Below are 25,386 nucleotides of genomic sequence, written 5' to 3'. Positions count from 1 at the left end.
GAGAAAACCATGACGGTGAATGACGCGGTTGTATTCATTTTGGCTGCCTTTTTACTATGGGGAGCGGCGGATTATTGTTTGGGAAACAGATGGGGGCTAGGCGAGCGGTTTGCGGACGGCTTTAAGGCTATGGGGCCGCTGGCGCTGTCCATGATCGGAATTGTGTCGCTGGCGCCCGTGCTGGCAGCAATCTTGATTCCCATTGTTGCTCCGTTTTACACAGCGATTGGCGCGGACCCTTCTTCCTTTGCGAACACCATTTTGGCGATTGATATGGGAGGATATGCGCTGGCTGGAGAAATGGCGAAAGATCCGCAGGCCGGGCTGTTTTCATGGGTGTTTTTAGGAACAATGATGGGACCGGCAATCGTCTTCACGATTCCCGTCGCTCTTGGCATCATCGAAAAAGAGGATCAGCCGTATTTTGCGAAAGGCATATTAATCGGGCTGTGCACAGTGCCGATCGGTTGCTTAATCGGCGGATTATGCGCAGGCTTTGACATCGGCATGATAGGTAAAAATCTTCTGATCCCGAGTCTGTTATCTGCTGTGATCGCTTTTGGGTTATGGCGATACACCGACAGAATGATTCGGTTGTTTCATCTCTTCGGGAAAGCGGTCAGTGTGGTTGCGATTATCGGGCTTGCAGCTGTTTCTGTTGAAACGATGACCGGCATTGTGCTGATTCCGGGAATGGAGAATGTCGAGACAGGGATACAAACGACAGGGACCATCGCCATTGCCTTGGCAGGGGCGTTTCCAATGACGGCTTTTATTACAAAAACCTTTAAAAAACCGCTTCAGGCCCTGGGGAAACACCTTCATTTAGATGAGACAGCAACAGCAGGCTTAGTGACCTCTTTGGCACATCATATCCCAATGTTGGCTTCATTAAAGGATATGACGCCGAGAGGAAAGGTCATCAATGTCGCGTTTGCGGTCAGCGGCGCCTTTGTACTCGGCAGCCATCTCGGTTTTGTGGCTGGAATGAAAAAAGAAATGGCGGCGGCCATGATCATTGGGAAATTAGCAGGCGGAGTCACAGCTGCCGCAGCGGCTGCTTGGATGACACCTGCACAATCAGCTAATCAGCAAAAACGTATCTCAGCCGGCCATAGCTGAGGCAGAAGCTGTTTCAACTTTGTCCAATCGGGAATGTTACGGTAAAGACTTCTGTGAAAGAGGGTTGGACACATGGCGGTGAAAGACCGGTACATGTCAAAAATAAAACAGGAAACCAAGCCTTGGATCAAGCGATTCGGGAGGCTTGGTTATTTTGCATTCGGCGGCGTTTTTATTCTGCTTGGGGTTTTGGCCTTTATGACGGCTGCCGGGGCAGGCCGCGCGAAAGATTCGAGCGGAGCTCTCCAAACGCTATCACGCATGCCGTATGGGTCACTATTGCTTTTTTTAATAGGCATCGGCCTTATCGGCTATGTGATCTGGATGGTGTTAAGCGCAATCAAGGACACAGAGGGGCACGGAAACAGCAGGCGAGGCCTGTCACGGAGAATAGGAAACTTTTTCAGTGCCGCCGTTTATACATCCATCGCTTGGAATGCCTTGCGATTTGTGTTTGGCCAAGGGGACGGCGGCACTTCAGAACAGACGTGGTCCGCTTATGTATTGGCGCAGCCATTCGGCCAATGGCTCACAGGGCTTACGGGTGCGGGTTTTATCGTATTTGCGATTGTTCAATTTATGAAAGGCGTTCGGGCTGCTTTTATGAAAGAATTCGATACATCAAAAATGAACAAACAGATGATATGCATCACGAAAAACACCGGGCGCGCAGGCAATATCGCCCGCGCCATTATTTTCTCAGCCATCGGCTATTTTCTCATTAAGACAGCCATGACCGCTGATCCTGACGACACAAGAGGCTTTGACGGCGCGCTCGCCGAACTCGCGCAGCAGCCGCATGGCAAATTGATTCTGTCTATATTGGCATTAGGCCTGATCCTATATGGAATGTACGCCATTATGAAAGGCATTTATCAGCATATGACCTGGGAGAAATAAGCTCTGGGCAGGTCCGCGCCCAGAGCGTTTTTCAGTTTCTTAGAAATCAGGTGGATGAAAGCCGGCGCCAGCCTGTATAATAAAAGCAAATCAAAAGCAGTTTTATCAGGACTGATCCACAGGGAGGTGCAGAATGGATCGGGAAAAACAACAATTAAGCATAGAAGCGGCAAGGCTTTACTATCAGTCTGACTACAGTCAGCAGCAAATTGCTGAGCAGCTCAACATTTCAAGGCCAACCGTTTCCCGGCTGCTGCAATATGCAAAGGAAAAAGGATATGTCCAGATTCGCGTCATAGACCCTTTTGAGGATTTGGATGCGCTCGGTTCCATGCTTGAAGAGAAATATGGTCTCCTCGAGGCGCATGTTGTGTTTTCCCCGACACCCGATTATGCAGGAATTACACATGACCTAAGCCGCTATGGTGCAGAATATATGCATGAAACGGTAAAAGACGGCGACATTGTCGGCGTCAGCTGGGGAACCACCATGTATCAAATCGCGCAAAACATGCAGCCGAAGCAGGTAAAAGGCGTCGAGGTCGTCCAGCTGAAAGGCGGCATCAGCCATTCCCGGGTGAACACGTATTCGGCTGAAACGATTCAGCTGTTTGCAGAGGCTTTTCAAACGATGCCGCGCTATCTCCCGCTTCCCGTCGTGTTTGATAATGCGGATGTGAAGCGAATGGTGGAGAAAGACCGTCATATTGAGCGGATCATCGAGATGGGAAAGCAGGCGAATATCGCTCTCTTCACGGTGGGGACTGTCCGTGACGAAGCGCTGTTGTTCCGGCTCGGATATTTTAACGAAGAAGAGAAAGCCCTGCTGAAAAAACAGGCCGTGGGGGATATTTGTTCACGCTTTTTTGATGCGAAAGGGAATATTTGCAGCAGCGCCATCAATGACCGGACCATCGGCGTTGAGCTTGAAGACCTCAGACTGAAGGAACGCTCCATTTTAGTTGCCGGCGGAAGCAGAAAAGTATCTTCCATTCACGGAGCATTAACCGGAAAATATGCCAACGTTTTAATCATTGACCAGCATACCGCAAGGGCGCTTGTTAATGATTTGTGACACGTTCAAACCTTTCGTTGAACAAAATTTCAATTACCAATTTACATATGTTCAAAAGTCGGTTATGCTAAAAAATATCTTAACAAAAAAGGAAGTGTGCGAAGGATGTCATTAGCCAACATAATTGATCATACAGCTTTGAAACCGCATACACAAAAAGCGGACATTCTAAAACTAATTGAAGAAGCGAAAACATACAAATTTGCTTCAGTATGTGTCAATCCGACATGGGTGGAGCTTGCTGCAAAAGAGCTTAAGGGAACTGGAGTCGACGTTTGTACGGTCATCGGCTTCCCGCTCGGTGCCAATACAACTGAAACAAAAGCGTTCGAGACAAAAGACGCCATTTCAAAAGGCGCCACTGAAGTGGATATGGTCATTAATATTGCCGCTTTAAAAGACAAGGAAGACGATGTGGTGGAAGCTGATATCCGCGGTGTAGTGGAAGCTGCAGCCGGAAAAGCGCTTGTCAAAGTCATTATCGAAACGTGCCTTCTGACTGATGAAGAAAAAGAACGTGCATGCCGTTTAGCGGTGTCTGCGGGAGCGGATTTCGTAAAAACATCAACAGGCTTTTCTACAGGCGGCGCAACGAAGGAAGATATCGCCTTAATGCGCAAAACAGTAGGGCCTGATATCGGCGTGAAAGCATCTGGCGGCGTCAGAACGAAAGAAGATGTAGACACAATGGTAGAGGCCGGAGCAAGCCGAATTGGCGCCAGCGCAGGCGTTTCTATCGTAAAAGGAGAAAATGCATCAGGCGGAGACAACTATTAAGAGCTGACGGAAGGCAGACTGCTTTCCGTTTTCTGAGGAAACAGTGATTGTAAGCGAATACAAATAAAGGAGAAACACATATGAAGTATTTGATTGGGATTATCGGTTTAATCGTGTTTTTAGGCCTCGCGTGGATCGCGAGCAGCGGCAAAAAAAGAATTAAGATCCGCCCAATTGTTGTTATGCTCATTTTGCAATTTATTCTTGGCTACATTCTCCTCAATACCGGAATAGGGAATTTCCTCGTGGGAGGATTTGCAAAAGGATTCGGTTACCTGCTTGAATACGCGGCAGAGGGAATTAACTTTGTGTTTGGCGGCTTGGTGAATGCGGACCAAACGACATTCTTTATGAATGTTCTCTTACCAATCGTGTTTATTTCCGCTCTGATCGGGATTCTGCAAAAGTGGAAAGTCCTCCCGTTTATTATTAGATATATCGGCCTTGCCCTCAGCAAGGTAAACGGTATGGGAAGATTGGAATCGTATAACGCAGTGGCTTCTGCGATTTTAGGGCAGTCAGAAGTATTTATCTCCTTGAAGAAAGAACTCGGTCTTTTAAATCAGCAGCGCTTGTACACGCTTTGTGCATCTGCGATGTCAACTGTATCAATGTCGATTGTCGGCGCGTATATGACAATGCTGAAACCGGAATATGTTGTAACAGCGCTGGTCTTGAACTTATTTGGCGGTTTCATAATTGCTTCTATTATTAATCCGTACGAGGTTGCAAAAGAAGAGGATATGCTTCGTGTTGAGGAAGAGGAAAAACAATCCTTCTTCGAAGTGCTCGGAGAATACATCCTTGACGGTTTCAAAGTAGCGGTTGTCGTCGCTGCTATGCTGATTGGATTTGTCGCGATTATTGCCTTGATCAATGGCATTTTTAATGCAGTATTCGGTATTTCGTTCCAAGGCATTCTTGGATATGTGTTTGCTCCATTCGCTTTTCTTGTGGGTATCCCATGGAATGAAGCTGTTAATGCGGGAAGCATTATGGCAACAAAAATGGTATCGAATGAATTTGTCGCCATGACGTCGCTTACGCAAAACGGTTTCCATTTCAGCGGCCGTACAACAGCGATCGTATCGGTATTCCTTGTGTCATTTGCGAACTTCTCCTCAATCGGAATCATTGCCGGTGCCGTAAAAGGACTGAATGAAAAGCAAGGAAATGTCGTCGCTCGTTTCGGCTTGAAATTATTATACGGTGCTACGCTTGTCAGCTTTTTATCAGCAGCAATTGTGGGCTTGATTTACTGAACTTAATCGAAAAGGATCGGTGACCAAACATGAGAATGGTAGATATCATCATCAAAAAACAAAACGGAAAAGAACTCACCACTGAAGAAATTCAATTTTTCGTGAACGGCTATACAGACGGAAGCATTCCTGATTATCAGGCAAGCGCGCTTGCTATGGCGATTTTCTTCCAGGATATGAGTGACCGTGAACGCGCGGACTTGACGATGGCTATGGTGAACTCCGGTGAAACGATTGATCTTTCTGCCATTGAAGGAATTAAAGTGGATAAGCACTCCACCGGCGGCGTCGGCGACACGACAACACTCGTTCTCGCTCCGCTTGTTGCGGCTCTTGACGTGCCGGTTGCTAAGATGTCCGGCCGCGGCCTCGGCCATACGGGCGGCACGATTGATAAGTTAGAGGCAATCGATGGCTTCCACGTGGAACTGACGAAGGATGAATTTATTAAACTTGTGAACCGCGACAAGGTTGCGGTCATCGGCCAAAGCGGCAATTTAACGCCGGCTGATAAAAAACTGTACGCGCTTCGTGATGTAACGGGAACGGTCAATTCCATTCCGCTCATTGCAAGCTCGATTATGAGCAAAAAAATCGCTGCCGGGGCGGACGCCATCGTGCTTGACGTAAAAACGGGAGCGGGCGCTTTCATGAAAACAGAAGAAGACGCAGCTGAACTTGCCAAAGCGATGGTACGGATCGGAAATAACGTCGGCCGTCAAACAATGGCTGTCATTTCAGACATGTCCCAGCCGCTCGGCTTTGCGATCGGAAATGCGCTTGAGGTCAAAGAAGCGATCGACACACTCAAAGGCGAGGGGCCTGAGGATCTTCATGAGCTTGTCTTAACGCTCGGCAGCCAGATGGTTGTGCTTGCGAAAAAAGCCGATACATTGGACGAAGCGAGAGCGAAGCTGGAAGAAGTCATGAAAAACGGCAAAGCACTTGAGAAATTCAAGGATTTCCTGAAAAACCAAGGCGGCGACAGCTCAATTGTTGACGATCCGTCTAAGCTTCCGCAAGCCGCATATCAAATTGATGTGCCTGCCAAAGAAGCGGGTGTCGTCTCTGAAATCGTTGCGGACGAAATCGGCGTCGCGGCGATGCTGTTAGGTGCCGGCCGCGCCACAAAAGAAGACGAGATCGATTTAGCCGTCGGCATCATGCTCCGCAAGAAGGTCGGCGACAAAGTAGAAAAAGGCGAACCGCTCGTGACGCTTTACGCCAACCGCGAAAACGTTGATGAAGTCATTGCAAAAGTCTATGACAACATCCGCATCGCCGCGGAAGCGAAGGCGCCGAAGCTGATTCATACGTTAATTACAGAATAAAAAATAAAGCACATCCCATGCTGAGCGGGGTGTGCTTTTTTAATTATAGGATGTGATCGGCCGGATATTCCTCTTGGCTGATTTTTTTCGCTTTTGTAGCATTTCTTTTGAAATGGTAGATGAGATAGCAAAGGATGATACAAGGAACTCCGCAGAATAGTGCGATTCTTTGATTGGGATCAAAAGCAAGACCGATACAAGAAGCTGAGCATAATAAAAGAGCGGCTATAGGCATCAGAGGGTAAAGCGGCGTGCGAAATGTCAGATCTTTTACATTCCCCCCTTTTTTCAGAAATCTCTTTCGAAACAAGAGTTGGGACAAGGCAATGCTCATCCAGACCACGACTCCTGCAAATCCAGCAATTGCGACCATCACAACATAGACAGTTCCAGGGGCTACGATACTGGAAATGAGAGATAAACAAGATACAGCCATACTGATCATTAAGGCATTTAAAGGAATGCCTTTAGATGTGACTTTCTTAAAACGGGAGCTGATCATGTTTTCATTTGCTAACGACCACATCATACGGGTTGAAGCATATAAGCCTGAGTTGGCGACAGACAGCAAGGCTGTTAATATCACGAAATTCATAATATCAGCAGCGTAAGGGATTCCGATCTCCGCAAATACGGCTACAAACGGGCTTTCAATCACGCCTGCGTCCTTCCACGAAATCAATCCGGATAATATGAAGACAGCGCCAATGAAAAAAATCACGGTTCTCCATGCGACATTACGGATGGATCGCGGTATATCCTTTTGAGGATTTGCTGATTCTCCTGCTGTAACGCCGATTAACTCTGTACCGGAAAAGGCGAAGCTCACAGATATCATCGCGATAAAAACGGCAAGAAAGCCATTCGGAAACAGCCCGCCATGGTCCGTGAAGTTTGACAACATAGGAGCATCCGCCGTTCCGTTTAAAGAGATCAGGCCAAACATGGCGGCTCCTCCTAAAATGATAAATAAAATAATGGTGAGAATCTTTACGCTGGAAAACCAAAATTCAGTCTCCGCAAATAACTTAACTGAAAATGCGTTGCATATAAAAAGAAGGGCTGCAAAAATCGCACTCCACATCCATACACTGCTGTCAGGGAACCAGCGCTGCATGAGAATACCGGATGCGGTAAACTCAGAGCCTACCGTCACCACCCAATTGATCCAGTACATGATGCCGACCATAAAACCGGTAGATGGACCGATAAATGTTGTAGCATATTTTTGAAAAGAGCCGGTTACCGGCATTGCAACCGACAATTCGCCGAGACATTGCATGACGAGGTACATCATCAACCCGCCGATTACATAAGCGAGTATCGTACCGCCGGGTCCGGCTTGATGCAGCGTATAGCCCGTACTGAGGAAAAGTCCTGTGCCTATGACGCCTCCCAATGAGATCATAAATAGGTGCCTGCTTTTCATTGTGCGTTTTAGCTGTTGGCTGCTGTTCTCCTGAAGATTCACTGTCTCGCCCTCCTTTTAGCTGCCATTCCTAAGGCAGATGAGTTTCTTATACCCAAAATACAACCTGCCAGAAGATCACTTGAATGGGGAGAGTTTCATTCCTTTTAATGCGTGTAACAGAACATGGGCTGCAGCTCTGCTTGTCATATCTCGAAAATCGAGGGTAGGGTCGACTTCAACAATTTCAATCCCGGCAACATTGGGCTGTTGTGCAATGTACTTGACTGCTTCAAGCAATTCGTCTGTATAGAGGCCGCCCGGGCCAATCGCTGGACAGCCGGGTGCATGGGACTGGTCTAAGACATCCATGTCAACAGAAATAAAAATGAAATCTGTTCTATTTTGAACGGCTGGCAAAACCTCTTTTATCGTGGAGATGAGCCCTTTTTCCCGTATCATGTCCATCGTGTGAATGTTCACGTTATGTTTTTTTGCATATGCTTCATAGGCCTGGCTGTTGCTGAATTCTCTGATCCCCAGCTGGATCAAATGTTGACCTTTAATAATCTCTTCATCCAAAAGGCGGCGGAAGGGGGTGCCGTTTGTCGGCCCCCCGTCCTCCGTATTGCGAACATCGTGATGGGCATCAAATTGAATCACCGCTGTCGTTCCTTTTGTTTGTGCTATCGCTTTTATGGTGGAGTAGCTGATAGAGTTATCTCCCCCGAGTATGAGCGGCACCCAATCCGGATGATCCGAAAGCAGAGCGTGCATGGTTTGGAAAATGTGATGATGTGACTTTACGATATCAGTGACATGAATATCGATATCCCCCAGATCATATAGAAGCTCTGATACGACATGCTCTCCAAGCTCAGCAGAATAGGCTGATGAATGTTTCAGAGCCTGGCGTATTGTTCCGGGTGCAAAGGAAGCGCCTGAATGACTGATGGATGATTTTGATAGGGGGACACCTATCAACGCCGGTCCCTTAATGTCCTGGCCGTCCCATGTTGCGATCAGGTCGCTCATTTTTGTGACATCCCGGTCTTTAAACGAAGATCCGGCCTCTCTGAGAAAAGGGTACTTATCCAAGAATGGCTCCCTCCCTGTTGACAACAATTGTTCCGTTTTTCATGACTTGATGTACATGATTGACCCCGTAGTGATACGGAATATACATATAGTTCGGGGCTTGCCAAATGACAAGATCAGCTGAGCGGCCAGCTTTGAGCTGACCGGCTTCTTCTCCTTTTCCTATGGCATATGCGGCATTGACTGTGACCGCGTGCCATATTTCTTCTGCAGTCATCTTCAGATGAAGCGCGGCAATCGACATGATCAGCTGGATATTTTCAGTCGGCGAGCTGCCAGGGTTAAAATCCGTTGCCAAGCTGATACATACCCCTTCATCAATCATAGCTCTTGCCCTGGCGTATGTGCTTTTGCCAAGATAAAATGTCGTGCCCGGCAAGAGGACGGCGATCGTTCCTGCCTCAGCCAATTTCTTTATGCCTTCGTCCGATGCACCTACCAAATGGTCGGCTGAGACGGCCTTTAGCTCACCTGCTAATTCAGCTCCTCCAAGCGGATCGATTTCATCTGCGTGTATTTTTAATCCGAAGCCCGCCTCAGCTGCTTTTTGTAAATAACGGCGGGATTGGCTGACTGTAAAAACGCCTGTTTCTGTAAAGATATCAGCAAAGCTGGCGAGTTCTTGTTCTTTGATTTCCGGCAAAAGGGAAAGCATTTGATCCAGAAATTGATCTGGATCGTTTTGATATTCGGGAGGAATCGCATGTGCTCCCATAAATGTGGAAACAAGATCAACAGGCTGGCTTTCATGCAATTTTTTTGCGACACGCAATTGTTTGAGCTCTGTCTCTTTTTCTAAGCCGTAGCCGCTTTTCACTTCTGCTGTGGTTGTGCCGTAGGACAGCATTCTTTGCAGATGAAAATGGGCTTTTTGCAGCAGCTCTTCTTCTGAAGCCGCCCTGGTATCCTTGACTGTAGACAGAATCCCGCCGCCCTGCGCCAGAATATCCAAATAGGAAATGCCCTGAAGCTTAAGGTTCATCTCCTTTTCACGAGATCCGCCAAATACAAGATGGGTGTGCGGATCAACGAGGCCAGGCGTTACAAGGCGTCCCGAACAGTCAATGATTTCGTCTGCCTCGTAACCGGCTTCAGCCCCTTTTTGTCCGGCGAACACAATTTTCTGTTCATGGATGCCGACAACAGCGTCTTCGATCACATGAAGATCCTGCATGCTTTTGCCTGCCCGCGGGCCGCTGCTTTCCATCGTCAAAAGCTGACCGATGTTGATGAGAATCGTATCAATTTGCTTTGGCATGTCATCACTCCTTTATTTTTGCATCGGCACGATAATGTCCTGTTCCTTCGCTACTTCAACGGCACGTTCATAACCCGCATCCGCATGACGGATAATGCCCATTCCCGGGTCGCTCGTTAAGACACGGGCGAGCCGCTCGTCAGCCAGCTCACTTCCATCGGCCACTGCGACCATACCGGCATGCAGGGAATAGCCCATTCCGACGCCGCCGCCATGGTGGAAGGAAACCCAGCTTGCACCCGCCGCCGTGTTGACAAGCGCATTTAGCACAGCCCAATCACCGACAGCGTCACTTCCGTCCTTCATCGCTTCTGTTTCCCGGTTTGGAGAGGCGACAGACCCGCAGTCCAAATGATCTCTCCCAATAACGACAGGCGCTTTTAGCTCCCCGGTTCTAACCAGCTCGTTAATGGCGAGGCCCATCTTTTTTCGTTCTCCATATCCAAGCCAGCAGATACGGGACGGCAAGCCTTGGAAGGTGACTTTTTCCTGTGCCATATCAATCCAGCGGTGAAGGGCTTTATTTGTCGGGAACAGCTCTTTTAATAACGCATCCGTACGGTAAATATCTGCCGGATCTCCGGAAAGCGCCGCCCAGCGGAACGGCCCTTTTCCTTCACAGAATAAGGGGCGTATGTAGGCAGGGACAAACCCCGGAAAATCGAAGGCATTCTCCAGCCCTTCATCTTTTGCGACTTGCCGGATATTGTTGCCGTAGTCAAATACAATAGAGCCCTTTTGCTGAAAGGCCAGCATGGCTTCGACATGTTTTTTCATGCTTTGCTTCGCAAGGCGCACGTAAAGCTCTGGAGTGTCTTGACGCAAACGGTCAGCTTCATCAAGGGAATAGCCCTCGGGAACATAACCGATTAAAGGGTCATGGGCAGATGTCTGATCTGTCACAATATCAATTTTGACGCCTCGGTTCAAAAGTGTGTGATGCACCTCAGCTGCGTTTCCGAGAAGTGCAATGGACAAAGGTTTTCCTGCCAGCTTTGCCTCTTCAGCCCAAGCTAAGGCTTCCTCAATCGATGCTGTTTTTCGATCGCAGTATTTTGTTTCGATCCGCTTGTCGATGCGTTTCTCGTCAACCTCGACGGCAATCACGACGCCTTCATTCATCGTGACTGACAGCGGCTGGGCGCCTCCCATTCCGCCGAGACCCGCTGTCAGCGTCAACGTTCCTTTTAAGCTGCCCCCGAAGTGCTGTCGCGCCAGCTCAGCGAAGGTTTCATAGGTTCCTTGCAATATGCCTTGTGAGCCAATGTAAATCCAGCTGCCAGCCGTCATCTGTCCGTACATCATTAACCCTTTTTTCTCAAGTTCGTGGAAATGCTCCCAGTCTGCCCACTTCGGAACAAGAACAGAATTTGCTAGGAGCACGCGCGGGGCATGCGGGTGTGTACGGAACATGCCAACGGGCTTTCCGGATTGCACGAGCAATGTTTCATCATTTTTTAATGTTTTCAAGGAATGCTCAATGGCGTGAAAAGCGTCCCAATCCCGTGCGGCTTTGCCAATCCCGCCATATACGATGAGGTCCTCCGGCTTCTCGGCGACTTCTGGATCAAGGTTGTTTCGAAGCATCCGAAGCACTGCCTCTTGCTCCCATCCTAAGCATTCAAGCTCTGTTCCTCTGTTGGCACGGATTGATTTTTTTACATCAGTCATATGTTCATCCCCCTTAGTTCTTTATTCTGATGATCAGGTATTAAAGATTCCTTCTTCAGCCAGTCAGTCAAGCGTTCAATGTCATAGGAAAAAACACGGTCCTGCTGAATGGACGGCACGACTTTTCTCATTTCCTGAAAAAGCTGTTTCGTATAGGACGCTGCATGTTCTATGCCTCTGTATTCAACCGCCTGTAATGCGCAAATCGCTTCGATCGCAATGACTCTCCTTGTATTTGCGATCACCTGATAAGCATGCCGAGCGGCGATGGTTCCCATGCTGACATGGTCCTCTTGGTTGGCGGATGACGGAATGGAATCCACACTTGCAGGATGGGCCAGTGTTTTATTTTCAGAAACGAGTGAGGCCGCGGCGTACTGCATGATCATTGCACCGGATTGCAGACCGGGATGAGGGCTCAGGAACGGCGGCAGGTCATTCAGCTGCGGATTCACAAGTCGTTCGATCCGGCGCTCTGCGATATTCGCAAGCTCTGATATTGCGATTTTCAGAAAATCCATGGCAAAGGCGATCGGCTGTCCGTGAAAGTTTCCGCCGGAAATCACTTTGTCACCGTCATTGAAAATGAGCGGATTGTCTGTAGCTGCGTTCATTTCAATCTCTAATTTTTCTTTGACATAGCCTAGTGTCTGCCAAGTCGCACCGTGTACTTGCGGAATACAGCGCAATGAATAAGCATCCTGAACCCGCAGTTCTCCCTGGGAGGTTGTCAGGCCGCTGTCAGATAGATAAAAGCGAATTCGTTCTGCGACATCGATCTGCTCCTGATAGCCGCGTGCTGAGTGAATATCCTCGTCAAATGCATCGATAATTCCCTGCAACCCCTCAATCGTTAAGCTGGCAATGCGTTCTGTTTGATATGCTAGTTTCTCAGCTTCAATGTAAGCGACCACCCCCATTGCAGTCATGGCTTGAGTCCCGTTAATCAAGGCAAGCCCTTCCTTGGATGTCAGCGTTACCGGTTGAATGCCTGCTTTTTTCAAGCCTGTCATTGCCGGCATTCTTTCCCCCTCAAAAAAGACTTCTCCTTGTCCGATCAGCGCAAGCGCCAGGTGGGAAAGCGGCGCCAAATCTCCGCTTGCGCCAAGTGATCCTTGCTGGGGAATGACCGGATGGACGCGTTTATTTAAAAAAGCAAGCAACTGTTCGATCAGCTCAGCGCGTACACCGGAAAAGCCTTTTAACAGCGCATTGGCGCGCAAAAGCAGCATTGCCCTGGAAACACACTCAGGAAAAGGGTCGCCGACTCCGCAGGCATGAGAAAGGATTAAATTCAGCTGCAGCGCCGCCGAGTCTTCTTTCTGAATCAGGACATCGCTGAATTTGCCAAATCCGGTGTTGATGCCGTAGATTGTCTTTTCGTCGCGTACAATCCGTTCCACTGCCGCTCTGCTTTTTTTCACACGCTCCATACTTTCTTTGGAAGCCGCTGCCTCCTCAAAATCAAACAGCACACGAGCGACGTCGGCTGTTGTCAATGAAGAACCGTCTAAAGTCACCATAAGCCCAACTCCTTTTTCTTTACTTTGGTAAAGCGCCCATACAAAAAGGAGCTATGCTGTGAACTTCTGTTTTCACGCATAGCCCCCTATCGTCTAAGATCTATGGGCTGTTTCATATGTGATTAATTCCAACACCGAATGTCTCGTGCTCAAGACCTTTAATCGGCGCCCCGATTGTTCCGTAAAGCGAGACAGCAATCCAATCGCCTTCCGCTTCACTTTCATAAGGATTTCCCCTCAAAACGGCAAACCTCAAGCCCACCGTCCGAAGCAGCGATCCCAGCAGCATTTCACCTCTGGTCACGCCATGCAAAGCCTCCATCGTCGCATGATAAAGCGCATGTGACTCCCGATAACCCTCAGATTGAATGACACCGCTCTTTTTGGAAGCGGTTTCAATTGCGGCTACTACTTTATGCGCGTCCATTGATCCTACCTTGCCAAGACAGACCTTCCATCCGTCTCGCTCCAGCTCCTCGACCTGTGTACTCTCTTCCGCCTCATTCAGCAACAGAAGAACAGACAGCCGTCCGATCCGACGCTCTTTATGCAGTGTCATATGAATCACTCAATTCCTAAAAATTCTGATAACTATTAACTGAGTATTATATTAATTGGTTCAGCAGCAGAAGTCAAAAGATTTTTTACAGTCTTTAACAAGTTAGATTGCTATTGTAATAGCGCGACGCAGAGAGCAGAACAGGTTTTTTCAGCGATTGCACACGATATCCAGACAAGGAGGCAAGCGCCGCTGTCATATTCCTGACAATGAGGGCTAAAATGGCCAAAAGAGGCGTAGTTGCCAGAGAAAAGTCGACGACTTACAAGGCCGGACAAAGCGTTCATTACGTACGCAAATGAAGAAACAGAAGTGATGCAAGAAGGAGAAACAGCAAAAGAGTTGAACTATGAAAGAGAGGATATGCAAGCAGCAGTCCTGCGCAAGACTGACGGACATCAGTCTGACTATGTAAGAGAACAGTGAGAAATCACCTATCTGTTTGAATTTGAAAACATTCGGCTGTTTTAATAGGCCGGGGTATTTTCATAGTGAAATGTAAGCGTTTAAAATTTAATGAAAAAGAGAGGCGAATTGTTTAGATGTTCAACTGATTGTTCCGTGTATGTTTTCTTGCAGCTCTTATCATGGCCTTCACCCTCCCAAACTCCGTCTATGCACAAAAACCTGTATTTAAAGAAGTCAGCGTCCATGACCCTTCCATCATTGAAACAAATGGCACCTTTTATGTTTTTGGATCTCATCTCGCTTCAGCAAAAACGAATAACCTCATGCAATGGCAGCAGCTGACCACCAGCGTAAGCAATGACAACCCACTGATTCCGAATGTCTATGAAGAATTAAAAGAAACCTTCGAATGGGCCCAATCTGACACTCTGTGGGCGGCTGACGTCACGCAGCTGGCGGACGGCAAATACTACATGTACTACAACGCCTGCCGCGGCGACTCGCCTAGGTCCGCCATGGGTGTTGCCGTTGCTGACAACATCGAAGGCCCATACAAAAACAAAGGCATCTTTTTGAAATCAGGAATGGAAGGCACAAGCAGCGATGGAACACCGTATGACGCAACCAAACACCCGAATGTCGTCGACCCGCATACCTTCTTTGATAAAGACGGCAAGCTGTGGATGGTGTACGGATCATACTCAGGCGGCATTTTCATACTTGAAATGAATCCGAAAACGGGCTTCCCGCTTCCTGGACAGGGATACGGGAAAAAACTGCTCGGCGGCAACCACAGCAGAATCGAAGGCCCGTATGTTCTCTATAATCCAGACACCCAATACTACTACTTATACCTATCATATGGCGGTCTCGATGCAACAGGCGGCTACAACATCCGTGTGGCCCGCTCCAAGAAACCGGACGGCCCTTACTATGATGCAGAAGGCAATCCAATGCTCGACGTCCGCGGCAAGGAAGGCACATTCTTCGACGACCGTTCCATCGAACCATACGGCGTCAAACTCATGGGCAGCTACACTTTTGAAACAGAAAATGAAAAAGGCACCGGGTACGTCTCACCAGGCCACAACTCCGCATACTATGACGAAAAAACCGGACGCTCTTATTTAATCTTCCACACCCGCTTCCCGGGCAGGGGTGAAGAACACGAAGTCAGAGTCCACCAATTGTTCATGAACAAAGACGGCTGGCCGGTAACAGCGCCATATCGTTACGCAGGCGAAACACTGAAAGAAGTAAAACAAAAAGACATTACAGGAACATACAAAGTCATCCAGCACGGAAAAGACATCTCAGCCGACATCAAAAAAACCATCAACATCCAGCTCAACAAAAACCACAGCATTTCCGGGGAAATGACGGGAACATGGAAGAAAACCGGAAAAAACACAGCCGACATCACGTTAGCGGGCAAGAAGTATAACGGGGTATTTTTACGCCAGTGGGATTCGGTGAGAGAGAAGAACGTCATGACGTTTAGTGTGCTGAATGACAGCGGTGAGGCTGTTTGGGGATCTAAATAAGATGGAGAAGCGCCTTCTAGAGAAGGCGCTTTTTTATGAGTTTTATTGACTATAAGAAATGGTTGAGCGAGAGAAAAAACAGAAGTGATAGCGGGGTTCGAGACCTAAACGAAAAGTCCCCATTATGGTGATTCTCCCTCTTGCAAAGTTATGAAATTGAATTTTTAGCTATTTAGAACCGGGATAAAGTTCCTCAAGACAATCCTTTTTACCTATTTATCCAATATGACCCATCATGTAATATGAAAATAGTCTGTATTGTAAAGAATTGACACAGTTTGATAGAAACACGAGGTGTTGCGGCATGCATAGTGAAATGTTGTTACATTCGGTAAAAGCCGACTTACATGAAAAGCAGGAACAGATCCATCAATTAAAACGAGTGCTGCACGAAATCAGGCAAATCAAACACGAATTCTCCGAGGCCCAGCATCTCATTCACCGGCCTCATCTTAACCGGGAGGCATGGAGAGGAACACATGCTCAGCGGTTTGAAGATATTCGTGAAGGTATGAACAAAGCATATCAGCAAATCAAAAGCGATCAAGTCAGCGGAATCATCGAAAGCATAGAAGGAAAAATCCACTCATTAGAGGGCGATGTCTATTCCATAAGACGCCAAATTACGAGGATAGAGCATGAAATAGAGAAGGAAAAACATAAAAAGTGAGGTGAGCACAAATGGCACAGGAAATTAAAATGGTGTATGGCACAGTGAAGCAAGGGCTTTCTCAGCTCAAGAATTCAGCTGAACTCAAGTCCTCCTTACCCGGCCATCTCTCAGGCAGAAACCATTTGAATGTTGTGAAGTCCATCGAGCAATTAAATAAGGACATCAAAGAGCTCACTGAAGCATATGCGTCTGTTCTGGCCAAGCATATCGCACAAACGGAAAGCGCGGTAAACGCCATGAAGGAAACGGACGAAAACATATCATCTTCCATGAAATAAAGCGCGGGAGGACAAGGGATTGAAAACATTAGATGTCCACGCTCTTCACGAGGGCATTCAGCATACGATTGAGAAACTGGACAAGCAAAAACAACAGCTGGAGAAGCTGGAAAAAAGCGTTGAGCATCTGGCAGGCATGAAGGATGCGCTGAAAGGAAAAGGCGGAGATGCCATCCGGACCTTTTACGAGGAGTGCCACAAGCCTTTTCTCCTTTTCTTTGGCATGTTTATCGACGAATACAAAAAAGTGCTGAAACAAACACAGCATGCGATTTCCTCTGTAGAATCTGACTCCCACGGCATGATCGCAGAGGCTTTTCTCTCACACGATGCGAGACATGGGGTCAAGCATGCACGAGAAGTGACAGAACAGCTCACTGATGCAGTCAATCGCCAGACATCGACCATAGATCACATCGTCAGCCTGCCGACAGTCAATGATACCTTTTTCCGAATGGAAACAGAACAGGCTGAGCGACTGATTTCAGACACCCTGAATAAGCTCTTTCAATTTGACGGCCATCAAACTCAAGCACTAGAAACCGCAAAATCAGATTTTCAAACGATGAAAAAATATATAGACCAGCTCGAAACCATGTATACCGGTCCGAAAATTGAAATCACAGGCTACAAAAGCGGCTCTATCCTGAAATCACAGGAAGAAGAAAACATCAACCAAACCTTCGGCGCGATTAACCCGCAAATGAAGCAGGCGGATGATTCACCGATGGAGTTGATGTTGAAGAAACTGGAGAAACATAAGCAATCAAACGTTGATTCTGTGATGATGGATGACAAACAACAGAAGATCGAGCGTGAGATTCATGCTGATGATAGTAACTTAACGGTATTACAGAAAGAAGCAGCAGCCCACCCGAAAGTCTATGGAGACATACGGGTGATAAATGATAAAATATATAATCATAAAGGATTAAAAAAGATAGATACGATAGAAGTGATTGACGAACTAACTCGTGATACTGCAAGCATCGACTACGTCGGCGGCAAATATTATGTATATGAAAACGGCCAAATTGTGAGAGAACTCTACGCTGGAGGGAAAAAGCGGCTAGAAGAAGTGTCTTACATTCCAGAGGATAAAGTAGGCGGAGCTAAGCCAATTGATTCGTTTCTTGCCGGAACTCAATATGAATTTATTGAGTGGGTAAGCCCTCAGGGTGCTGTTAAAAAATTGGCGGTCCGAGGCGGGAAGCGTGTTGTCACAGATGTGGCTAAACATGTTGCGGAGAAGGAAAGTAAGGGTGAGGTTAATAAGGTTGCTTCAAAGGGTGCGAGTGAAGGTAAGAAATTGGTATCTTCAAAGACGGTTATTAGCTCAGATATGGAAGCGAAAATATTGGAAGGACAACGTAAAGTTCCAAAAAATATTTTAATAGGTGGACATTCCTCAAGTATAAACAACGCTAATGATAATTTCGCAGTGGAAGTACTATCTACTAATGCAGATGGGACGAAAAGTGTTATGTTTACTAAGCAATTTGTAGATGGTAATATTTCTAAAATTAAAAAGAGTACATTATTTCCGGAATCGTGGAATGATGATCAGATTCTTAAGAGTATTATAGAGGTTGGAAATACACCACCTATATCTACAAGGTTGAGGGATAGATCAACTTGGCATAGAGCATCAAAAAATGGAGTGGAAATAGATGTTATCAAAAATGGTGACGAGGTAACTAGTGGTTACCCAACAGGAAAGGTAAATGCGCCTCGTCCATCAGGTTTTTGAGATGTAAATTGAAAGGTGATAAAAAATGTATAGAGAATTAGATAATCTTTTATCTGCTGAAACAACTGAGGACTCATGGTACGATGATGGTTGTATAATTGCAAGTGATATATTGTCAGACTTTAGAGCAGATGATTGGGGAAAATTAAAAAACGAAGCACTTACTAAACCTTTGGAATGGCAAAAAAAACTGGCATACTGTATGGATAATAACGGAAGTTCACATGAATTTTCAATATTACTATCACTACTTAGTATTGATAATGAAGAGCTATTTGAGGTATGCATAGATTCTCTAAGAAGCTTTGTGACTCCCGAGAGTAAACAAATGATATTGAACGATCCATCCATACTTCAGAGAATAAATGATAAGTTGCCAAAAGCAAGTGCCCCAGTAAAGAAAATACTTGAAGACTTCCTTGAGAAGGTTCATTCTTAATAATTTGTTATAGAATTGTTTATACAACAATGCTTAAAAGTCAATGATAACTTTTTAAAGCTTATTCTCACACAGTGATGTGAAGTGGAATAAGCTTTTCCTATTGCAGGATCAGCTTATAATTTTAAAGACTCAGGTAAAATAACCACAAGGAAGAGATAGATGGTGTATACAGTTGAGATAATCAAGAAAAACGAATTTGAATGTAACTGGATTACATTGTTTATTAGTAGGCAGTTTAAGTTAATTTCTTCACAAGAAGTAACAAATTATGCGGTTAATTATCTAGTGAATAATCCTAATATTAAAGATGAGAATATCTTTGAATTGGCGTGGGAACAAACTGAAGAAAGAGCAGATGCATTATTAGACCACATAGTCTCTAATAGCCGTTCTGAAGTCTTGAATAGAGAGTATCATAAGTGGTTATACACTGTTTTGAAGAATATATAATAATTCTTCTGATGATAGTATGTTTAGCGACATTGAAAACATTGTTTATATGGTTAACACAACTGAACATATGAACAATTTTTTTAGAACTGTATCGCCTGTTTTCTATTATCCTTCTGATTTGAAATATACAGTAAAAGAACTACTGAAAGAATTTTTGGAAACTGAGAGGAAAATAATTTTTAATTAATTATGATTGGGAAATACTCATTATATTGCTTGCGTTACCTCACACCATCTACCGGTGAATAAGAAATAACGGAGATAGTATATTGCTCAGATATAAATATGCAATTGAATATATAGATGATTATGATGAAGTCATTTTGGATTTGGAAAAAGAGAAAATACTTAAAAATGGTTACCTTATTAGTAATTCGTTAGGATCTGATATATTTAGTGATTTCGATAGCATAAAGGAAGAAATTGAACAATTATTAAAAGTATTGTCTGGGGAATTACCAATATTCGAAAGTGGCGGGAATTTAAATTTAATTAGTTCTGATAAACATAAAACAGTGATTGAAGATATTTTCGCAGATGAAGATGAAGGAGATTGTATATGCACAATAGAGACGGTGGAATATACCAAGATCATTTTAATCTGGGCAAAAGAAAGTATTAAGTACAAAAACAAAAGAGGCGTTCTATCAGCAGAAGAAGCTGATGAAAGAATAGGTTGGATAAAAGAAAAGTGGAGTGAATTGAATTTTACTAATTGAGGAATAAACAGTGGCGGTATACATTTTATTACTAAAAGAATATGAAGATAATGAAACTGTGGTTTACAAATTGGGGCCTCATGAAAATACTATGGGCAAAATAAAATTAAATAAAATAATTAGGGAATTTTCAGAGTTAGAAGAAATTAAAGACTTCCCGTCAACATTTTATTTTGATCGAGCTGCACATAGATTAGCAGTTTGTTTAGTAAAAGAAGAGGGTGTATTTCCAGAAAAAACGGCTTTTGAGTCTTAGCAAATAATGAAGCTTTTATTGACAACAATGCCCTTCAAGGTTTTAACGCATTCAATATAATAAAAATCAAAGAGGTTCTCCTATGATATATAAAGCACTTATTAAAGGACTTGATCCACATATAGAAGAGGAAGTGATACTCGAAATTGAAGGGGTTGAATTCACAGGTTTTTCATCTGTCTGTCCTTATGAAATTGAAGTGGGGAAAAAATATCCTGTGTTAGTTGGTTTTACGATTTTGGATGAGTTAGTTATTCGTGAAAGTATAGAAAAAACAAAAGAATTAGAACGGATTGGTTTAGGATATCAATATTATATTAGGGGGGTTTTACAAGAGGATTCAATTGATGCAGGAATCGTTCTTACTGATGAAGATGAGTATTTTTCTGAATATCCTTATTTAATTGGGAAAAATGTTGAGATGAAGGTTGACAGGATAAGCGTAGAATTTTTAAGAGATTCTGTTTAAATATAAAAAGTGAAGAAGATAGATGAGAAATTTTTATTGAGAAAAATAAATGAATCATTATTAATCATCCAGATTGTTTTCCCCCTAGCAGGAATAGTTCTAACTATCATGACAATCTGGTTAGCAAATGCCAATCAAGTTAACGATATAGAGTTATATGTAATTGCTGGTTTTTCATATGGTGTATTTTTCTTTTTGTTCCCTTTAGGTATTTATATATTTAGGAAAAGAATACTTATAAAAAAATTAAATGATATAGACGGATATCAATAGAGTTTCTAAAGGGTGAGCATACACTTGAAGAACAAATGATCTTCTATAATTTATTAGATGATGAATGATTTAAACAATTACCCCAAAATAAAATACTATCAGGGTTATTATCCCGTTACCTCTCCCTTAAAGGAGCAAGATGACATGTTATTGATCAATAAACAGAAGGACCCTGTTTTTCAATTTTTTGCTGGGACTTTCCATCAAGATATTGAAACTCCTGATGACGCTATACAAGAGTTATTAACAGAGGAAAGTAAAGAATATTTGGAGGATGCTATTGTCTTTTTAACGGATTTTATTGAAAGTGAGCATTCAGATAATGAGAAAAATGAATACATTCAATCTTGCGCAGATGGCGTGTATTTTCCTGCGTTTAATTTAGAACCAATAGATTGGCTAAAGAATGTAATAGTGCAGATAAAGAAGTCTTTAAATAAAATTTAATGGTAACGATTATTAACCTTGATTGGAAAAATGCCTTTCAAGGTTTTTAATCACAATAATTTTTTATTGAAGTTAATACTATGTTCAAATCTTTATGATTACTTTTTTTCTAGAAACGATATCCAACACCAAAAATGAAAGCGTTGACATCCCTTAAATCTAGTGCTAAAGTATACCTACAAACAAATAAAACGACCCGTCAGGATTGTTACTGCTAAAGCAGGCAAAACCTAAATGGTGCAGGTGCAGGAGGAGACTCTCGCAATCTGTGTCATTTAGGTTTTTTTTATTCTCTTTTAGGAGGTGATGCAGCATTTGATACAAAAAAAGCTGGTGAAAGGCGGCCACCTTTCTTCCAGCAGTCCCCCATAAAAAGGAGGTTTACACATGGATTATGATAAATTATCGAAGGACATATTACAACTTGTAGGCGGTGAAGACAACGTTCAGCGCGTGATCCACTGCATGACGAGGCTGCGTTTTAATCTTCATGACAACGCGAAGGCGGATCGCAGTCAGCTGGAGCAGCTGCCGGGGGTGATGGGCACCAATATCAGCGGCGAGCAGTTTCAAATCATTATCGGAAACGATGTGCCAAAGGTGTATCAGGCGATTGTGCGGCACAGCAATCTCAGTGATGAAAAGAGCGCTGGTTCATCCTCTCAGAAAAAGAATGTGCTGAGTGCGGTCTTTGATGTGATTTCTGGTGTGTTTACTCCGATTCTGCCTGCGATTGCGGGAGCGGGGATGATCAAAGGGCTTGTTGCGCTGGCAGTTACGTTTGGCTGGATGGCGGAGAAGAGCCAGGTTCATGTCATTTTAACGGCTGTCGGTGATGGCGCGTTCTACTTCCTGCCGCTCCTGCTAGCGATGAGTGCGGCGAGAAAATTCGGAAGCAATCCGTACGTAGCGGCAGCCATTGCGGCGGCGATTCTGCATCCGGATTTGACAGCCCTGCTCGGTGCGGGGAAACCGATTTCCTTTATCGGGCTTCCTGTAACCGCTGCCACTTATTCGTCAACGGTCATCCCGATTTTGCTGGCGATTTGGATTGCTTCGTACGTAGAAAAATGGATTGACCGTTTTACACACGCATCTCTCAAATTGATTGTGGTTCCGACATTCACGCTATTGATTGTCGTGCCGCTGACATTGATTACAGTCGGTCCGCTTGGCGCTATTTTAGGAGAATACTTGTCTTCTGGGGTCAATTATTTGTTTGATCATGCAGGGCTTGTGGCGATGATTTTGCTGGCGGGAACGTTCTCTTTAATCATTATGACGGGCATGCATTATGCCTTTGTGCCAATTATGATCAACAACATCGCTCAAAACGGACACGATTATTTACTGCCAGCTATGTTTTTGGCGAATATGGGGCAGGCCGGGGCATCATTTGCCGTCTTCCTTCGCTCCAGAAATAAAAAATTTAAATCACTCGCGCTTACCACAAGCATCACGGCGCTGATGGGGATCACAGAACCTGCGATGTATGGCGTGAATATGCGATTGAAAAAGCCGTTTGCGGCCGCTTTGATTGGCGGTGCAGCCGGTGGCGCGTTTTACGGCATGACGGGTGTTGCTTCCTATATCGTCGGAGGGAATGCAGGTCTCCCGAGCATCCCTGTCTTTATCGGCCCAACGTTTATTTACGCGATGATCGGTCTCGTGATTGCATTTGTGGCGGGAACAGCAGCTGCGTATTTGCTTGGATTCGAGGATGTGCCTTCTGACGGCAGCCAGCAGCCGGCACTGCATGAAGGCAGCAGAGAGATCATTCACAGCCCGATTAAGGGAGAAGTGAAAGCATTAAGCGAAGTCAAAGACGGAGTGTTTTCTGCCGGGATCATGGGAAAAGGATTTGCCATAGAGCCAGAAGAAGGAGAAGTGGTTTCGCCTGTTCATGGAAGCGTTACCACCATTTTTAAAACAAAACACGCAATTGGCATTACGAGTGATCAGGGAGCTGAAATTCTCATACACATTGGATTGGACACCGTTAAGCTGGAGGGACAGTGGTTCACGGCTCACGTACATGAAGGCGACAAGGTCGCACCGGGAGATCCGCTCGTGTCCTTTGATCTGGAGCAAATCAAAGCCGCGGGATATGACGTCATTACCCCGGTGATCGTGACCAACACAGACCAATATTCATTTTCGCCGGTGAAAGAGATCGGTAAAGTACAGACAAAAGAAGCGCTGCTTGCTTTATCTTGAAAAAACTAATGGGGTGATCAATATGAGTTCAAACGCAAAACGATTTCCAGAAGGATTTTTATGGGGCGGCGCAGTTGCTGCCAACCAAGTGGAGGGTGCTTATAACGAGGGTGGTAAGGGGCTTTCGACAGCTGACGTATCGCCGAACGGGATCATGTCTCCATTTGATGAATCAATGACTTCCTTGAATCTGTATCACAACGGGATTGACTTTTATCATCGTTATAAAGAGGATATCGCCTTATTTGCAGAAATGGGATTTAAGGCGTTCCGCACATCGATTGCGTGGACGAGAATTTTTCCGAATGGCGATGAAGAGGAGCCCAATGAAGACGGTCTCAGATTTTATGATGATCTGTTTGATGAGCTGTTAAAGCATCATATTGAGCCTGTCGTAACCATCTCTCATTATGAAATGCCGCTCGGTTTAGTGAAAAATTATGGAGGCTGGAAGAATCGCAAAGTCATAGAGTTTTATGAACGCTATGCCAAAACGGTTTTCAAACGCTATCAACACAAAGTGAAGTATTGGATGACGTTCAATGAAATTAACGTGGTGCTCCATGCGCCGTTTACCGGAGGCGGTCTTGTTTTTGAAGAAGGAGAAAACAAATTAAACGCGATGTACCAGGCGGCACACCACCAATTTGTGGCCAGTGCTCTTGCTGTCAAAGCGGGTCACGACATCATTCCTGATTCGAAAATCGGCTGTATGATAGCGGCAACGACAACCTATCCGATGACTTCTAAGCCGGAGGATGTCTTCGCGGCAATGGAGAATGAGCGCAAAACACTTTTCTTCTCAGATGTTCAGGCAAGAGGCGCATACCCGGGATATATGAAACGCTATCTGGCAGAAAACAATATTGAAATTGAAATGGCTGAAGGCGATGAAGAGCTCTTGAAAGAACATACGGTGGATTATATTGGATTCAGCTACTACATGTCGATGGCGGCGAGCACAGATCCGGAAGAGCTTGCAAAATCAGGGGGCAACCTGCTGGGCGGAGTCAAAAACCCTTACCTCAAATCATCAGAGTGGGGCTGGCAAATTGATCCGAAAGGCTTGCGCATCACGCTCAACACCTTATACGACCGTTATCAGAAGCCGCTGTTCATCGTTGAAAACGGCCTTGGCGCTGTAGACAAGGTTGAAGAGGACGGCACGATTCAGGACGATTACAGAATCAACTATCTGCGTGATCATTTAATTGAAGCACGCGAAGCCATTGCGGACGGCGTTGAATTAATCGGATACACATCATGGGGGCCAATTGACCTTGTCAGCGCATCTACTGCGGAAATGAAAAAACGCTACGGCTTCATTTATGTGGACCGGGACAATGAAGGAAATGGAACATTTAACCGCATCAAGAAAAAAAGCTTCAACTGGTATCAGCAGGTTATCGCCACAAACGGAGAGAGTATCTGACAATTTTTTGAAAACTCATGCGCTTCAATTGACAATAACGA

General features: G+C 45.2%; 25 protein-coding genes. 19 read left to right on the top strand and 6 right to left on the bottom strand.

What is annotated here, in order from left to right:
- The first annotated feature begins 9 nt into the window (after positions 1–9).
- The 6 genes from eutH (at position 10) to NYE53_RS19990 (ending at position 6,467) form a co-directional block, all read left to right on the top strand.
- Positions 10–1,122 (top strand): ethanolamine utilization protein EutH, encoded by a 1,113-nt coding sequence (gene eutH, locus NYE53_RS20015; RefSeq protein ID WP_339246462.1) that lies wholly within the window; start codon positions 10–12, stop codon positions 1,120–1,122.
- Between the two features lie 72 nt (positions 1,123–1,194).
- A complete protein-coding gene (locus NYE53_RS20010) occupies positions 1,195–2,022 on the top strand; it encodes a DUF1206 domain-containing protein (protein ID WP_015385093.1) in 828 nt (275 codons plus the stop codon).
- 133 nt (positions 2,023–2,155) lie between these two features.
- On the top strand, positions 2,156–3,097 hold the full coding sequence (deoR, locus tag NYE53_RS20005) for a DNA-binding transcriptional repressor DeoR (protein ID WP_339246460.1): 942 nt from the start codon (positions 2,156–2,158) through the stop codon (positions 3,095–3,097).
- A 105-nt stretch (positions 3,098–3,202) separates the two neighbouring features.
- On the top strand, positions 3,203–3,874 hold the full coding sequence (gene deoC / locus NYE53_RS20000) for a deoxyribose-phosphate aldolase (RefSeq protein ID WP_003227127.1): 672 nt from the start codon (positions 3,203–3,205) through the stop codon (positions 3,872–3,874).
- 80 nt (positions 3,875–3,954) lie between these two features.
- Complete coding sequence (gene nupC / locus NYE53_RS19995; RefSeq protein WP_003244143.1) at positions 3,955–5,136, top strand: nucleoside permease NupC; 1,182 nt, start codon at positions 3,955–3,957, stop codon at positions 5,134–5,136.
- Between the two features lie 29 nt (positions 5,137–5,165).
- On the top strand, positions 5,166–6,467 hold the full coding sequence (locus NYE53_RS19990; RefSeq protein ID WP_003227132.1) for a pyrimidine-nucleoside phosphorylase: 1,302 nt from the start codon (positions 5,166–5,168) through the stop codon (positions 6,465–6,467).
- A 43-nt stretch (positions 6,468–6,510) separates the two neighbouring features.
- Here NYE53_RS19990 and NYE53_RS19985 read toward each other — a convergent pair whose 3' ends face one another.
- The 6 genes from NYE53_RS19985 to hutP all read right to left on the bottom strand — a co-directional run bounded on the left by NYE53_RS19985 (position 6,511) and on the right by hutP (position 13,984).
- On the bottom strand, positions 6,511–7,938 hold the full coding sequence (locus NYE53_RS19985) for an amino acid permease (RefSeq protein WP_339246458.1): 1,428 nt from the start codon (positions 7,936–7,938) through the stop codon (positions 6,511–6,513).
- Between the two features lie 75 nt (positions 7,939–8,013).
- Positions 8,014–8,973, bottom strand: a complete 960-nt coding sequence (gene hutG, locus NYE53_RS19980) for a formimidoylglutamase (protein WP_327828852.1) — start codon at positions 8,971–8,973, stop codon at positions 8,014–8,016.
- A complete protein-coding gene (gene hutI / locus NYE53_RS19975) occupies positions 8,966–10,231 on the bottom strand; it encodes an imidazolonepropionase (RefSeq protein WP_339246455.1) in 1,266 nt (421 codons plus the stop codon). The genes hutG and hutI overlap by 8 nt, the downstream gene beginning before the upstream one ends.
- A 12-nt stretch (positions 10,232–10,243) precedes the next feature.
- Positions 10,244–11,902: a urocanate hydratase gene (gene hutU, locus NYE53_RS19970; protein WP_069703580.1), complete on the bottom strand. Its 1,659-nt coding sequence runs from the start codon at positions 11,900–11,902 to the stop codon at positions 10,244–10,246.
- The gene (hutH, locus tag NYE53_RS19965) at positions 11,899–13,425 is read right to left on the bottom strand and encodes a histidine ammonia-lyase (protein WP_339246452.1); all 1,527 of its coding nucleotides are present in this window, start codon (positions 13,423–13,425) and stop codon (positions 11,899–11,901) included. The genes hutU and hutH overlap by 4 nt, the downstream gene beginning before the upstream one ends.
- A gap of 112 nt (positions 13,426–13,537) precedes the next feature.
- Complete coding sequence (gene hutP / locus NYE53_RS19960) at positions 13,538–13,984, bottom strand: hut operon transcriptional regulator HutP (RefSeq protein ID WP_003243875.1); 447 nt, start codon at positions 13,982–13,984, stop codon at positions 13,538–13,540.
- Positions 13,985–14,269: 285 nt separating this feature from the next.
- Between hutP and NYE53_RS19955 the strand changes: the two genes are divergently transcribed.
- From NYE53_RS19955 to bglH, 13 genes are all read left to right on the top strand, one after another.
- Entirely contained in the window at positions 14,270–14,410 is a 141-nt protein-coding gene (locus tag NYE53_RS19955; protein WP_339248587.1) for a hypothetical protein, read from the top strand.
- A 161-nt stretch (positions 14,411–14,571) separates the two neighbouring features.
- Positions 14,572–15,936 carry an arabinan endo-1,5-alpha-L-arabinosidase AbnB gene (gene abnB / locus NYE53_RS19950; protein ID WP_339248585.1) on the top strand — a complete coding sequence of 455 codons (1,365 nt, stop codon included), beginning with the start codon at positions 14,572–14,574 and terminating at the stop codon, positions 15,934–15,936.
- Positions 15,937–16,240: 304 nt separating this feature from the next.
- Entirely contained in the window at positions 16,241–16,606 is a 366-nt protein-coding gene (locus tag NYE53_RS19945) for a DUF5082 family protein (RefSeq protein ID WP_003218945.1), read from the top strand.
- 11 nt (positions 16,607–16,617) lie between these two features.
- The gene (locus NYE53_RS19940) at positions 16,618–16,887 is read left to right on the top strand and encodes a YwqI/YxiC family protein (RefSeq protein ID WP_003218942.1); all 270 of its coding nucleotides are present in this window, start codon (positions 16,618–16,620) and stop codon (positions 16,885–16,887) included.
- A 19-nt stretch (positions 16,888–16,906) separates the two neighbouring features.
- Positions 16,907–18,637: a T7SS effector LXG polymorphic toxin gene (locus tag NYE53_RS19935; protein ID WP_339246450.1), complete on the top strand. Its 1,731-nt coding sequence runs from the start codon at positions 16,907–16,909 to the stop codon at positions 18,635–18,637.
- A gap of 25 nt (positions 18,638–18,662) precedes the next feature.
- Positions 18,663–19,076, top strand: a complete 414-nt coding sequence (locus NYE53_RS19930; RefSeq protein ID WP_015483915.1) for a hypothetical protein — start codon at positions 18,663–18,665, stop codon at positions 19,074–19,076.
- A gap of 162 nt (positions 19,077–19,238) precedes the next feature.
- A complete protein-coding gene (locus tag NYE53_RS19925) occupies positions 19,239–19,529 on the top strand; it encodes a DUF2247 family protein (protein ID WP_224588581.1) in 291 nt (96 codons plus the stop codon).
- A gap of 272 nt (positions 19,530–19,801) precedes the next feature.
- Entirely contained in the window at positions 19,802–20,251 is a 450-nt protein-coding gene (locus NYE53_RS19920; RefSeq protein WP_015385077.1) for a hypothetical protein, read from the top strand.
- A gap of 10 nt (positions 20,252–20,261) precedes the next feature.
- On the top strand, positions 20,262–20,507 hold the full coding sequence (locus NYE53_RS19915; RefSeq protein ID WP_339246447.1) for a hypothetical protein: 246 nt from the start codon (positions 20,262–20,264) through the stop codon (positions 20,505–20,507).
- 82 nt (positions 20,508–20,589) lie between these two features.
- Positions 20,590–20,976, top strand: coding sequence for a hypothetical protein (locus NYE53_RS19910; RefSeq protein WP_339246445.1), 387 nt, complete (start codon positions 20,590–20,592; stop codon positions 20,974–20,976).
- 417 nt (positions 20,977–21,393) lie between these two features.
- Positions 21,394–21,696, top strand: coding sequence for a contact-dependent growth inhibition system immunity protein (locus NYE53_RS19905; protein WP_339246443.1), 303 nt, complete (start codon positions 21,394–21,396; stop codon positions 21,694–21,696).
- Positions 21,697–22,083: 387 nt separating this feature from the next.
- Positions 22,084–23,913, top strand: a complete 1,830-nt coding sequence (gene bglP / locus NYE53_RS19900) for a PTS beta-glucoside transporter subunit IIABC (protein WP_339246440.1) — start codon at positions 22,084–22,086, stop codon at positions 23,911–23,913.
- A 22-nt stretch (positions 23,914–23,935) separates the two neighbouring features.
- Positions 23,936–25,345, top strand: a complete 1,410-nt coding sequence (gene bglH / locus NYE53_RS19895) for an aryl-phospho-beta-d-glucosidase (protein WP_046664053.1) — start codon at positions 23,936–23,938, stop codon at positions 25,343–25,345.
- Positions 25,346–25,386 lie beyond the last annotated feature (41 nt).

Origin of the sequence: Bacillus sp. FSL R5-0523 (assembly GCF_037975295.1) — a bacterium.
GTDB lineage: Bacteria > Bacillota > Bacilli > Bacillales > Bacillaceae > Bacillus > Bacillus subtilis.
The sequence above is the reverse complement of the archived record's forward strand: the minus strand, read 5'-3'. Positions and strand labels throughout refer to the sequence as shown.